Origin of the sequence: Mesorhizobium sp. M1A.T.Ca.IN.004.03.1.1 (assembly GCF_003997555.1) — a bacterium.
GTDB lineage: Bacteria > Pseudomonadota > Alphaproteobacteria > Rhizobiales > Rhizobiaceae > Mesorhizobium.
Genome location: NZ_RZTV01000020.1, coordinates 24318 through 36537, shown reverse-complemented (window position 1 = coordinate 36537; position 12220 = coordinate 24318). Strand labels below are relative to the sequence as shown.

At 61.0% G+C, this 12220-nt stretch carries 13 protein-coding genes; 1 reads left to right on the top strand and 12 read right to left on the bottom strand.

Going from position 1 to position 12220, the window contains the following annotated elements:
• A partial coding sequence (locus EOD29_RS36575; RefSeq protein ID WP_206520515.1) for a hypothetical protein occupies positions 1–202 on the top strand: 202 nt, incomplete at its 5' end.
• 29 nt (positions 203–231) lie between these two features.
• On the opposite strand, the gene EOD29_RS29465 is transcribed toward EOD29_RS36575, so the two are convergent.
• The 12 genes from EOD29_RS29465 to EOD29_RS29410 form a co-directional block, all read right to left on the bottom strand.
• Positions 232–474, bottom strand: coding sequence for a DUF2274 domain-containing protein (locus tag EOD29_RS29465; RefSeq protein WP_024502859.1), 243 nt, complete (start codon positions 472–474; stop codon positions 232–234).
• Positions 475–486: 12 nt separating this feature from the next.
• Positions 487–1701 carry a TrbI/VirB10 family protein gene (locus EOD29_RS29460; protein ID WP_063169228.1) on the bottom strand — a complete coding sequence of 405 codons (1215 nt, stop codon included), beginning with the start codon at positions 1699–1701 and terminating at the stop codon, positions 487–489.
• On the bottom strand, positions 1698–2723 hold the full coding sequence (gene trbG, locus EOD29_RS29455; RefSeq protein WP_164548809.1) for a P-type conjugative transfer protein TrbG: 1026 nt from the start codon (positions 2721–2723) through the stop codon (positions 1698–1700). Before trbG ends, EOD29_RS29460 begins: the two co-directional genes overlap by 4 nt.
• A 1-nt stretch (position 2724) precedes the next feature.
• Positions 2725–3456, bottom strand: coding sequence for a conjugal transfer protein TrbF (trbF, locus tag EOD29_RS29450; protein ID WP_063169230.1), 732 nt, complete (start codon positions 3454–3456; stop codon positions 2725–2727).
• Positions 3457–4779, bottom strand: a complete 1323-nt coding sequence (gene trbL, locus EOD29_RS29445) for a P-type conjugative transfer protein TrbL (RefSeq protein WP_063169231.1) — start codon at positions 4777–4779, stop codon at positions 3457–3459. It lies immediately after the preceding gene.
• Between the two features lie 33 nt (positions 4780–4812).
• Positions 4813–5538, bottom strand: coding sequence for a P-type conjugative transfer protein TrbJ (gene trbJ / locus EOD29_RS29440; protein WP_024502854.1), 726 nt, complete (start codon positions 5536–5538; stop codon positions 4813–4815).
• Positions 5535–7985 (bottom strand): conjugal transfer protein TrbE, encoded by a 2451-nt coding sequence (gene trbE / locus EOD29_RS29435; RefSeq protein ID WP_063169232.1) that lies wholly within the window; start codon positions 7983–7985, stop codon positions 5535–5537. The genes trbJ and trbE overlap by 4 nt, the downstream gene beginning before the upstream one ends.
• Positions 7979–8251 (bottom strand): VirB3 family type IV secretion system protein, encoded by a 273-nt coding sequence (locus tag EOD29_RS29430; protein WP_024502852.1) that lies wholly within the window; start codon positions 8249–8251, stop codon positions 7979–7981. Before EOD29_RS29430 ends, trbE begins: the two co-directional genes overlap by 7 nt.
• Positions 8251–8559: a TrbC/VirB2 family protein gene (locus EOD29_RS29425; protein WP_024502851.1), complete on the bottom strand. Its 309-nt coding sequence runs from the start codon at positions 8557–8559 to the stop codon at positions 8251–8253. The genes EOD29_RS29430 and EOD29_RS29425 overlap by 1 nt, the downstream gene beginning before the upstream one ends.
• Before the next feature lie 12 nt (positions 8560–8571).
• Entirely contained in the window at positions 8572–9540 is a 969-nt protein-coding gene (gene trbB / locus EOD29_RS29420) for a P-type conjugative transfer ATPase TrbB (protein ID WP_024502850.1), read from the bottom strand.
• A complete protein-coding gene (locus EOD29_RS29415) occupies positions 9537–9950 on the bottom strand; it encodes a CopG family transcriptional regulator (RefSeq protein WP_063170364.1) in 414 nt (137 codons plus the stop codon). The genes trbB and EOD29_RS29415 overlap by 4 nt, the downstream gene beginning before the upstream one ends.
• Positions 9951–10066: 116 nt before the next feature.
• Positions 10067–12091: a conjugal transfer protein TraG gene (locus EOD29_RS29410; protein WP_063169233.1), complete on the bottom strand. Its 2025-nt coding sequence runs from the start codon at positions 12089–12091 to the stop codon at positions 10067–10069.
• Positions 12092–12220 lie beyond the last annotated feature (129 nt).

Below are 12220 nucleotides of genomic sequence, written 5' to 3'. Positions count from 1 at the left end.
AATCCTGCAATTCCAAAGCCGCTATCCGCCTCAATCAACAGGCCAGATCAATGGCTTGCGGATAGTTCACGGCCGACCAAATCGAAAATGCAAACTTAGGCTGTTGCGCGGTATCTCCTTCCACATCATCTCTTGCGCATACCTGCATTCCAAGGTGTTTGATCCTATGCTTCGCGAGGAGCAGGTAGGTCGCGACAGCTAGGCAATGTTCCAGCTGCCCTAGCGGAGGAGTCACGATTTTCCGGCAAGCTCCGTCGGCAGACGTTCCTTTCTGGCCTTGGCAAAGGCTCGGTCGCCTTCCAGAAACGCCGCCAGCATGAAAGGGATGAGTTCTGCCACGGTTTCAGACTGACCATAGGTCTGACGGTAAAGTGCAGCATACTCCTTGAGTGTTTGGCTCAGCTCCGCGCTGACGGTAATGGTGATCTTCGAAGCTGTTCGGTCCGGAAGTTTTCCAAGTTTCAGGTCAGCCATGATAACTCCTGCTCAACTGGCGTATGGCCGCAGCACGATGTCCTTGTGCACGATGACGCGCAGTGGCCAACCTGGGCGGACGACGATGGTGGGCTGGATATTGAGGTTTTTTTCGGTGATGCGCTGGCCGGCTCGACTGGCGTTCTGCTGGGCTGATTCCCGGATCGCCTTGACCAGATCGCTCTCGTTTTCGCCGAGGCTGAATTCTGTGCCGACACCGAGCAATGTGGCAAGCGCCACTCCCTTGATCATCTGCCAAGTGTGGAAATCGACTTCGTCTTCCAGCCCTGCGTAGCCGGCGGTGTCGCTCGCGGGCAGATTGTCGATTTCGGCCGACGAGCCGTCGGGCAGCAGAATGCGCTGCCAGACCAGCAGCGCTCGCTTTTGCCCGAACGCGACGACGCTGTCGTAGACGCCGATAAGACGTGAGCCCTGCGGAATCAGCAATATGTTGCCCGTGACCGTGTCGTGCACATTTTCGGTGACTTGCGCGACGACAAGGCCCGGCAAATCGGAATTGATGCCGGTGATCAGGCTGGCGGCAATCACGCTGCCAGCCATCAGTTGATATGGCGAGATCGGCGTCTGCAGCGCATGCGGATTGTAGATCCCGCCAGTGCTCCGCTGGCTGAGAAAATCAAGCTTTCGCTGCTGATTGTTCTGGTCGCCTTCCGCCGCCGCCACCGAGGCTGACGCGCGTCCTGCTTCGGATTGGGGAAGCGCCTCAAATGGATGCTGAGCAGTTTGCACGCTCTCTCCGACATCTGTCTTTTGAGCTCGATTTTCGACGCGGAAAAGCACCCGCGATTCACGCGCTTCGATCGCCTGCTGCGCTAGACGCTGCTCCTCGGCCGAGATGTCTTGGCCCGGCACGATGCCGAGCTGGCGCTGCCGCTCGAGGATGGGGCGGCCGAGGTCGCCCGGCAAAGGTAGCCCAAGGACGGGAGGCTTCGGCTTCATGCCGGAATAGTCATGGGGAAGCGTATCGAGCCCCTCGGCGGTTGGTTTGCGCTCAGTGTTGTAGAGATCTTCCGCCTGATCCCTGATGCGAAGGGCCGGCCCCTGGAGGGCGATCATGGTAACGCCGAAGACAGCGCCGGATCCGAGCGCTGCGATCGCGATGATCACACCGCGCCTGAACCGCACCACGCGGCGGGGAGAGGCCCGAAGCTGCAGTTCCTCGGGATCCAGTTTCGGCGGGATGCCAGAGCGGGAATTTTCGATCATGAGTCCTCACCTCGCCGGCTGCCGCGAAAGAGCGAGATCCGCCGTTGCGGTTGCCTGCCGTCAATCCTGCTGATGCGGATCACCTGCTGCCGCTTGGTGCCGAGGCGAAGTTCGGCCGCGGCGAAGAGCCGATCGACGATGTAATAGTTGCCGCGCACGCGATAGTTGACGAGCTCGCTGCTCCCATCTGCGCCGACGATGAAGAGTGGTGGCGCCTCGCCCTGATCTATGCGACGAGGGAACTCAATATAGACCTTGCTGCCGTCGTCGAAGGCTCGCGTCGGTCTCCAGGGCGGTGTGTCGCCACTGATTGAGTAGCGAAAGCGAAGGTTTTCGAGCGCGATATTCGACGCGACCGGTGTAACTGCCTCGGCTTGAGCATTGCGCTGGCGAAGCGCGATGATCTGGTCTTGGCTGTAGGTCCAGGAGATTGCCGCCATTGCGGTCTTCTCGGTGCTTTGAAGCTGCAAATGATAGGTCCGCCGGTCCGTCGTAATGACGACATTGGTGGCAAGACCCGGCGCGAAGGGTTTTACCAGAACATGGGTGCGCTGATTGTCACCGGTGCCGCTTGCGGTATCGCCAATGACCCAGCGCACGGTGTCGCCAGCCGACACGGCGGTTAGTTTCTCGCCCGGCTGCAGAGCGATGTCGGTCACGCGCTCCGGCGCGGCATAGAGTTGATAAAGCGCGCCATCGGTGAAGGGGTAGACTTGCACGGCATTAACATACCCGTACTTGGTGGGTTGCTGGGTCGCGGCTTTGTTGGCATCAGCGACGCGTTCTTCAGGGGGGCGCTTGTCCTCGGCCTTGCCGGGCTCGGGCTGCATTTGGCCAGGCAGCGGCAGTGGTTTTGGCACCTCGACAATTCTAATCGGCCTCTCCGGCGCCTTTTCGATCGCGGCCGGTTTGAAGTCGGCAGCGTCATAGGAAATCTCAGGCGGCGGCACCTTCTTCGATGCACAAGCGGAAACGACCGCTGCCGACACCGATAGGATCAGCACGGCACGAATCGGTGACATTTTACCTTTCATTGGTGGACTCCGTCGGAGAAAGGGGGGTTGGGACGGCGCTGTCGAGCTCGCGTGACCAGTCAATGGCATTGATGAAGACGCCGAGCGGATTCTTGCGCAGCTGATCCGTATTGCTTGGCGAGCGAATCACGATCGTGAGGATCGCAGTCCAGCGCATCGTGCTGGCAAGGCTTCCGCGCTCAAACACCTGCTCGGTCCATTTGACCTGGAATGAACTTTCGGAGGCTCTGACCACGCTGGTGACCTGTACCGAAACACTGCGCGTTCCGATCTGACCGAAGGGGTCGTTCGCCTTGGCGTATTCGTTGAGGAAGAGCGCTGCGCGATCGCTAGCAAAGTCGTACGCTGCCAACCAGTTCTGCCGTACCAAAACCGGATCGGTGGAAACGGAACGGACATTCTGGATGAAGCGGCCGAGATGCCAGGCGATCTGAGCATCCGAGGGCTCATAATTCCGGATCGCCGGCGCGACGGCGCGCGTCTCGCCGAAGCCATCGACCTCGACGACATAAGGCACGACACGGCTTTGCATCGACTGCCATACGAGTCCGCCGGAAAGCCCGGTCGCCAAGGCCAGGCAGCCAAGGGCCATGATCCGCCAGTTCCTGGCCTGCAGTCGAGATGAGCCGATGCGCTCGTCCCACAGCTGGGCGGCTTTTTGATACGGCGTGACCGGTTCGGGTGTTTTGCCGTAACGGTGCACGGGTCGCTTGAAGAGCATCTAGTCATCCTTGTCGTTGAGAGAGGGGGTGGCGCTGCCTCCCGGCCGGTCTCCGTCTCGGACAGCTTGCATGGCAGCGTGGCGATTTGCACGGGCGGTCTGTTCAGAACGTAGGCGCCTTGCCCACGTCGGCGCCGAAACAGTGGCCGAACCGGCAGAGCGTTCGGTCATTGGCGCTGTCGGCGTGCCGCCGGTCGCGGTCCACGCGGCATCGCGCCCGGCATCGGCGTTGCGCCCAACACTTGCAGTGGCGGATCGCGCTATGCGTATAGCGGCGCCGCCAGCTGCACTGGTTACACCATGCATTCCAGCAGCCACACCGGAGAGGCCAGCGTCGGGCGAGGTTGCGCGCCCGATCTGCCATGACGTGGAAGCAGCCGATCCCATTGTTGTGCCGGCTCGGATGGCGGCGACACCGCCGCTGGTTGCCATACGCGCGCCAGCAAATGCTGTGCCTCCAGCAACGAGTGATACACCCGCTGCCGCCGCGGTCGTGCCGAGGGCGGCGCCCGCCCCAAGCTGCGGTGCGCCTGAGACAAGACCCGACGCGATCCCCGGCCCAAAAATGCCAAGGCCAAGCAATGCCAGTGCGCCCAGTACCTGGGACATGGCACCGGCAAGATCCGGCTCCTTGCCTTGCAATGCGGAAGCGAACTCCCCGAAGAGCGTGGAGCCGATACCGACAATGACGGCGAGCACCATCACCTTGATGCCTGACGAGATAACATGGCCGAGCACGCGTTCGGCCAGGAACGCTGAACGGTTCCAAAGTGCGAATGGAACCAAAACAAAACCTGCCAGCGTGGTGAGCTTGAACTCAAGGATGGTGATGAAAAGCTGGATGGAAAGGATGAAGAAGGCGATGATGACCAGGAACCAGGCCATCAGCAGCACGAAGATGGTCAGTGCGTTGCCGAAGATTTCCGGGAAGCCCAGGAGCTGACTGGCTTGGTCAAGCATTGGCCAAGCACCTTCGAAACCGGTCGCGGCAATGCGGCCCGGGCGCAAGAGATTGTCTGCCGACAGATTGCCGGCCGACGCCTTAATCCCGAGACCGGCAAAAGAACGATAAACGATATCGGCGAGGTTCTTGAAATTGTTCAGAATGAAGGCGAAGACGCCAACATAGAGCACCTTGCGGACAAGCCGGCCGAGAACGCTGGTTTCGTCGCCGAGCGCCCACGCCAGGCCGGCAAGTGTGATGTCAATGCCGATCAGAATGGTAGTGAGGAAGGCGAGGTCGCCCGATAGCAGACCGAACCCGCTGTCGATGTAGCGGATGAAGGTCTCCATGAAGCGATCGATGACGCCAAGGTCGTTCATGCCGCTGCCTTTCTCGTCGTGATGAACTCGTGATTAATTGCCGGGATAAGCCGAGCCGGTACCCAAGAATCGCTTCGTCATCTCGCGGGCGGCTTCGTCTGACTGGGCCTTGCGGGCGGCATCCTCGGCCTCAGCTCGAAACTGCGTTGCGAGCAGCGTCTGGATCTGCATCTGCTGTTTTGTCGAAAGCGCCATCAGCTGGTTGGTGGCCTGGCTTGCCTGAAGCGCACCGGCCGCCCCTTGGCTGCGGTTGACGAGATCGGCGAGCAGATCGCCGTCGGCGCGGACGTTCTCGACGATTTGCGACTGGACACCCATGGTCTGGCGGAACGCCTGCATGGCGGTTTGCCAACGCTCCCGCGCAGCACTCGCCACATCGCTGACTTTGATCGTGGCGTCGTAGCTTTCCGGATATTGGCTGCGCCACTGGTCTTGAAGCTTGCCCAGATCAAAGCTGAGGCCACTCGCCTGGTCCATCAAGCCGTCGATGCGATGGAGCGAACCGGTGAGTTGGCCAACGGAAGAGAAATCCAGACGCTGAAGATTGCGCGCCATGTTCTGCAGCATGGTCGCCTGATTCTGCAGCGACTGGATCTGGTTGTTGATCTGCTCCAATGCGCGCGCGGCCGTCAGCACGTTCTGCGCATAATTGGACGGATCGAACACGATAAGGGCGTAGGCGGGCTGCACATAGTCGGCCATAGGCTTGGCGATCAGGGAAACGGTGATCAGGCCGGAGAGAAGGCGTCGCCGCATCATGAGAATTGCTCCTTGTCTGGTTGAGGGAATTGCTTGAGAAGTTCGCCGGCCCAATCGAGGCCGCGCGCGATCAGGAACTGCGAGGCAAAGCTGCCTTGCCCGTCTTCGGACATGATCCTGTCGATCAGAGTCTGCGTGGCCGGATCGGAAGCACCGCAAAGCGCAAGAGCGATGGGGCCAAGCTCGAGCTCGAACAGACGGTTGCCGCGGCGCGATTGCAGATAATACTGACGCTTCGGCGTGGCGCGGGCGATCAATTCGATCTGCCGCTCGCTTAAACCGAAGCGCTCGTAGGCTGTGCGCGCCTGGGGTTCCACGGCACGATCATTGGGAAGGAAAATGCGCTGCGGGCAGCTTTCGATGATTGCCGGCGCTATGCCAGAGCCCGCGATATCAGCCAGCGACTGCGTAGCGAAGACAACCGACACGTTCTTCTTTCGCAGCACCTTCAGCCATTCGCGGATGCGGGCGGCGAACAGCGGATTGTCGAGATAGACCCACGCCTCGTCGAGCATGATCAGCGTGGGCCGTCCGTCGAACCGTTCCTCAAGTCGCTGGAACAGATAGGTAAGCACCGGCAGCAAAGCGCTTTGGCTGTGCATTAACTCCTCGGTCTCGAAACACTGCACATCCGACAAGGCCAGCCCATCATGATCGGCATCGAGCAGGCGGCCGAAGGGACCGTCGAGCGTGTAGGGCATCAATGCGGTCTTCAGCGCATTGGATTGAAGCAGGACCGAAAGACCGGTCAGTGTGCGTTCCTGCGCCGGCGCGGTGGCAAGGCTGGCCAGCGCTGACCAAATAGCCTCCTTCACCTCCGGCGTGACGGTGACGTTCTCGTGGGCAACAAGGCTGGCGATCCATTCGGCCGCCCAGCTTCGGCTAGCCTGGTCGTTGATGCTGCGCAGTGGCTGAAAGGCAAGGGAACCGTCCGCTCCTAGCGCGTGGTGTTCTCCACCCATGGCAAGTGTTGCAGCACGGGCCGAATTGCCTTTGTCGAAGACATAAACCTGGGCGCCGGCGTAGCGCCTGAACTGCAGAGCAATCAGAGCAAGCAGAACCGACTTGCCGGCGCCGGTCGGACCAACAACCAGCATGTGGCCGACATCTTCGACGTGGGTGGAAAGCCGAAACGGTGTCGACCCACTGGTCTCGGCAACGAAAAGCGGTGGCGCTTCGGTTTGGGTGACTTTCGCGAGATGCTCGTTTGTCGCAGGACCGGCCCAAACCGACGACAGCGGCATGAGATGGGCAAGGTTCAATGTATGAACGAGCGGTTGGCGAACGTTAGCGTAGACATGGCCAGGCAATGAGCCGAGCCAAGCCTCGACCGCATTGACGCCTTCTCGGATCGTGGTGAAGCCGAGCCCATTGATGATGCGCTCGACCGCGCGAAGCTTCTCTGCAGCGGCTTGGCGATCCTCGCCCCACACCGTCACGGTGGTGGTGAGATAGCCGAAACTCACATGATCACCGCCCAATGCCTGAAGGGCTTCGTCGGCATCGAGCGCCTTGTTGTCGGCATCGCTATCGACAAGCGGGACCGGCTCGTTGGTAATGACCTCGCGTAGGATTGCCACGATCGATTTGCGCTTGGCAAACCACTGCCGGCGCAATCGCGTCAGCGTCTTCGTGGCTTCCGTTTTCTCGAGCGGAATGAAGCGCGTCATCCAGCGATAGGCGAAATCCTGATGATTGAGGGTATCGAGGATTCCGGGCCGGGTGAGGTTCGGAAAGCCGAGGATGGTCAGTGTGCGAAGATGCTGCTCACCCAGCATCGGCTCCAGGCCACCGGTAAGCGGCGCATCGACCAGGATTGCATCCAGATATATCGGCGTTTCCGGGGCCATGATAGGATGGCGACGAGGCGAAATCGTGCCGTGGAGGTAGGTCAACGTCTGAGCATCATCGAGGACGCGTACTTCGGACATGAAACCCGAGAAGAGATCGAGCACGCGGTTGGTCTCGTCACGGAACCTCGCCAGATCCTGGCGCCAGTCTCTTTCTCCTCGGGAATAATGAGAGTCGACGAGCGTGCTTTCTGCGCGCGCCTGGGCGTCCGGCGGTGGCATAAACACCAAGGTCAGATGATAGCGGCTCTCGTAGTGCGCTACCTTCCCCTCGAAAGCAGCGCGGCGTTCTTCGTCGACCAGCCACGACGCGGCGTCAGGAAAATGCGAGTTCGGATAGCCCAGCGCTTCTGTGCGCTCGGCCTCAAAGAACAATGCCCAGCCAGAGCCAAGGCGTCTGAGAGCATTGTTCGCCCGGGCGCAAATGCCGACGAGTTCAGCCTCCGTCGCACTTTCGAGATCCGGGCCGCGGAACCGCAACGTCCGCTGAAAGCTGCCGTCCTTGTTGAGCACGATGCCGGGCGCCACCAAGGCAGCCCAGGGTAGATGGTCGGCAAGCCGGTCGGCTTTGCTTCGATATTCCGAAAGGTTCAGCATGCAAGCCACCCCTTCAGACGTAGGTGGCGCACAAGCACGCTGGCGAAGTCCGGATCGCGTCTTGCGGCAAACACCGCTAACGAGTGGCCTGCGATCCAAAGCACCAGACCAGCAATCCATTGCTGCAAGCCGAAGCCAATGGCCGCGGCCACTGTACCGTTGAGGATCGCCACCGCGCGCGGAGCCCCGCCGAGCAGGATCGGCTCGGTCAGCGCCCGGTGGACCGGTACTGCGAAGCCCTCGATATGCTGCTCCCCGGCGGCCATCAGACGAGCGCCCCACCACCGAAGGAGAAGAAGGAGAGGAAGAAGCTCGATGCCGCGAAGGCGATCGACAGACCGAAGACGATCTGAATCAGGCGCCGAAAACCACCGGCGGTGTCGCCGAAGGCAAGCGTCAGGCCGGTGGTGATAATGATGATCACCGCAACGATCTTGGCGACCGGTCCCTGCACGGACTCCAGGATCTGCTGCAGCGGCTGCTCCCACGGCATGCCGGAGCCGGCGGCATAAACCGGGGCCGTGATAAGAAACGCGAGCGCTGTGGACGAAAGAAAGCGAAGCTTCTTGCGCATGAGGAAGGCCTTTCAAAGCTGCTGGAGTTGCGAAAGCGTGAGCGGGGCAACGGCGTAATCGCCGCTGCCGTCGAGACCGGTGACCTCGGCGATTGCGTCGATGTGGCGCGACGAGCCGCGTCCCGCTATGAAGACGATCAGATCTATCGCCTCAGCGATGAGCCGGCGGGGAACGGTGACCACCGCTTCCTGGGCGAGTTGCTCAATGCGATAGAGAGCCGAGCGCGCGGAATTGGCGTGTACGGTAGCGATGCCGCCTGGGTGCCCGGTGTTCCATGCCTTCAGCATGTCGAGCGCTTCCGCGCCCCTCACCTCGCCCACGATGATGCGGTCCGGCCTGAGCCTCAGCGTCGAGCGCACGAGATCGGCAAGGGTGACCGAGCCCCGCCTTGTTCTCAGGGCAACGCAGTCCCTGGCCGCGCACTGCAGTTCGCGTGTGTCCTCGATCAGGATCACCCGATCGTCGCATTCGGCGACTTCAGCCAGCAGAGCGTTGGCGAGTGTTGTCTTCCCCGAGGAAGTGCCGCCGGCGATCAGCATGTTGCGCCGCTCGCGGACGGCCTTTTTCAGCGCATCGGCCTGCAGCGGCAGCATGATGCGTTCGGCAACATAGTCGGCCAGGGTGTAGACTTTCGCGGCGGGCTTGCGGATGGCAAAACATGGCGCCAACACCACAGGTGGCAGCAGGCCTTCGAAGCGTTCGCCAGACGGCAATTCGGCACTGACGATCGGGTTGTCGGCGTGCGCCTCGGCGCGCACGTGCGAAGCAACCAGGCGGATGATACGTTCTGCCTCGGACGGGTGCATGTGAACGTCGGTATCGACCCGACCTTCGCCTAACCGGTCGAGTCGCAGCGCGCCGTCGGGATTGACCATCACCTCGATGACGGACGGATCGGCCAGGGCTTCGGTGATTGCCGGACCCATGGCGGTGCGCAGCATGACACGCCGCCGGTGGTCGGCCTCGGGATGAGAGCTCATCCTTCCCCTCCCCCACCATTGTCTTTGCTAAGCGACTTTTTGCCGGAAGCGATCTGGCGGCCGACCTTCTCAACGAATTTCTCGAAACGCTCTTGGGCAATAGCCTGCGTTGCCCGATCCGGGACCGGCGTGTGGGCGTGAAGGGTGATCGAAAAGCGGATGAAGAGCGCCAGGCTCTCCAGGATCACCTCGGAATCGCGCCTGACGTGGGCAAGATCGCGGGAGAGCCGGTCAAGCCTTACGCCGTAGCGCCGATCGAACTCGCTCTCGCCACGCCGCTCGATGAACGCCTCGATCGCCTTCCCCACGATCGCTGATTTGGTCGTTGACGGATCGCGACTGAGGTTGTCCAGTTTCTCGCTGAGCTCCGGCTCAAGCAGAAACTGATGGCGAATGCGGTGCGGCTTCATGCGGATCGTTCCGACGGCCCGGCGTTGCGCCGGCGACGGGAGAAGCATCGGCCAGACGCTCAAAATTGCTTATGGCCGTTATCTACGCTGAGGTGCGCTCTGCAACTCAGCGGACTTCAGAAGCCGGGAATGACATCGTCGCCCCTGCCCTCGTTGATACCGTAGACGCGGGCCGCAGTGGAAATCCGATCCATGACACGCTTGTCCGCGAGCGCTTCGCTGTCATCGTCTGCGGGCTTGTACAGATCGGCCTGATCGGGCTCTTGAGAGACAACAACGTCTTCTTCGGGCAGGCTTGGATGGCGTTGCTGCTGAACGCCTCCCTCGTCTTCAACTGGCGCGTCGGCGCTTTCCTCGTCCGCAGCAAGTCGGCTATCGACGCTGCACACTTGTCCAGTCCAGCCGTCCGGGCGTGATGCAGGGCAGTCCGCATAGGGTCCGTCGTGCAGCACCGGCGCAGGCAGCACCCGATCTGTGAAATTCTGATCCTGATAATAGCGCAGCTTCTTGGCGCGGATCGGCGGCAACCCAGAAACCAGGACCAATTCGTCTGACGGCGGCAATTGCATCACCTCGCCTGGCGTCAGGAGCGGGCGCGCGGTTTCCTGGCGGCTCACCATGACATGTGAAAGCCAGGGCGCAAGCCGATGGCCCGCATAGTTGCGCATCGACCTAAGTTCGGTTGCGGTGCCGAGGGCATCCGAGATGCGCTTGGCCGTGCGTTCGTCATTGGAGGAAAAGGCAATTCGCACGTGGCAATTGTCGAGAATAGCATTGTTCTCGCCATAGGCCTTTGAAACCTGGTTCAAAGATTGTGCGATCAGATAGGAGCGAATGCCATAACCTGCCATGAAGGCGAGCGCCGTTTCGAAGAAGTCGAGGCGACCGAGCGCCGGAAACTCGTCCAGCATCATGAGCAGCTGATGCTTACGGCTCTTCTTCGGGTCCCCCTCCAGACGCTCCGTCAACCGCCTGCCGATCTGGTTCAAGATCAGTCGCACAAAAGGCTTGGTGCGCGAGATATCCGAAGGCGGCACGACCAGATAGAGCGACAGCGGTCGCTCTCCATCCACTAGGTCAGCGATGCGCCAGTCGCAGGACGAAGTGGCCGCCGCGACCGTTGGATCACGATAAAGCCCGAGAAAGGACATGGCGGTCGAGAGGACGCCTGAGCGCTCGTTTTCCGACTTGTTCAGGAGTTCGCGAGCCGCCGAGGCCACTACGGGATGGACCTGAGGGTTATGCCCCGTCCCGAGATGGTTTGTCGTCATCATCCGCCGTAGCGTTGCGGCAAACGAGCGTTGCGGGTCCGACAGGAAGGTGGCGACGCGGGCCAGCGTCTTGTCCTCTTCAGCGTAGAGCACGTGCAAAATGGCGCCAACTAGGAGTGAATGGCTGGTCTTCTCCCAGTGGTTCCGTCGCTCCAGCGCGCCCTCGGGATCGACGAGGATGTCGGCGATGTTTTGAACGTCCCGGATCTCATCTGGGCCTTTGCGCACCTCCAGCAGCGGGTTGTAGCGTGCCGATCTCGGGTCGGTCGGATTGAACAGAAGGCAGTACGAGAATTTCGACCGCCAGCCGGAGGTCAACTGCCAATTTTCGCCTTTTATATCATGAATGATGGCAGACCCGGTCCAGGAAAGTAGCGTTGGAACAACCAGCCCCACGCCCTTGCCCGAACGCGTCGGCGCAAATGCCATGACGTGCTCCGGGCCGTCATGGCGCAGATAGCGATCGTTCAGCCTACCGAGGAAAACGCCCGCCGGCCGTAACAACCCTGCCGTCTCGACCTCATGAGTCGTGGCCCACCGTGAAGACCCATAGGTCGTAACCGACCCGCGCTGTCGCGCGCGCAAAAGCGAGCCAGCGATTGCGGCGGCACAACCCAGGAATCCGCTGGCGCCTGCAAGCGTACCGGCTTTGTCGAAGACCTCCGGCGCATAAGCATCGAAGTGGAACCACCATTCAAACAGCTTCCACGGCTTGTAGATTGGCCAGCCGGCGAAGAGAAACCATGGTGCGCCGAGAGGCGTCTGGTAGGTCAGCATTTGAGCGCACCATTGGGTTGCCGTCCATACGCCGATAATGACAATTGCGCACACAACGGCGATCTGCCCGATCAGTAGCTTCGTAGGTGTCATCGGCTTGGCCCGCTGAACAACGCGACCTAGCATCGCGCGGCGCAGCCGGGACAGGAATGTTCCTCACATACGATTTGGGAGCAATGAACGACTTCCTACGTATGCAGGTCGGTCAGCACGCGTGTTGCG

What these genes read in the sequence shown, in the direction of transcription:
- trbF (WP_063169230.1), bottom strand. Translation starts at nt 3,456, where the DNA reads ATGCTCTTCAAGCGACCCGTGCACCGTTACGGCAAAACACCCGAACCG.
- EOD29_RS29410 (WP_063169233.1), bottom strand. Translation starts at nt 12,091, where the DNA reads ATGACACCTACGAAGCTACTGATCGGGCAGATCGCCGTTGTGTGCGCA.
- trbL (WP_063169231.1), bottom strand. Translation starts at nt 4,779, where the DNA reads ATGAACGACCTTGGCGTCATCGATCGCTTCATGGAGACCTTCATCCGC.
- trbB (WP_024502850.1), bottom strand. Translation starts at nt 9,540, where the DNA reads ATGAGCTCTCATCCCGAGGCCGACCACCGGCGGCGTGTCATGCTGCGC.
- trbG (WP_164548809.1), bottom strand. Translation starts at nt 2,723, where the DNA reads ATGTCACCGATTCGTGCCGTGCTGATCCTATCGGTGTCGGCAGCGGTC.
- EOD29_RS29465 (WP_024502859.1), bottom strand. Translation starts at nt 474, where the DNA reads ATGGCTGACCTGAAACTTGGAAAACTTCCGGACCGAACAGCTTCGAAG.
- EOD29_RS29430 (WP_024502852.1), bottom strand. Translation starts at nt 8,251, where the DNA reads ATGGCCGCCGGGGAGCAGCATATCGAGGGCTTCGCAGTACCGGTCCAC.
- trbJ (WP_024502854.1), bottom strand. Translation starts at nt 5,538, where the DNA reads ATGATGCGGCGACGCCTTCTCTCCGGCCTGATCACCGTTTCCCTGATC.
- EOD29_RS29425 (WP_024502851.1), bottom strand. Translation starts at nt 8,559, where the DNA reads ATGCGCAAGAAGCTTCGCTTTCTTTCGTCCACAGCGCTCGCGTTTCTT.
- EOD29_RS29415 (WP_063170364.1), bottom strand. Translation starts at nt 9,950, where the DNA reads ATGAAGCCGCACCGCATTCGCCATCAGTTTCTGCTTGAGCCGGAGCTC.
- EOD29_RS29460 (WP_063169228.1), bottom strand. Translation starts at nt 1,701, where the DNA reads ATGATCGAAAATTCCCGCTCTGGCATCCCGCCGAAACTGGATCCCGAG.
- trbE (WP_063169232.1), bottom strand. Translation starts at nt 7,985, where the DNA reads ATGCTGAACCTTTCGGAATATCGAAGCAAAGCCGACCGGCTTGCCGAC.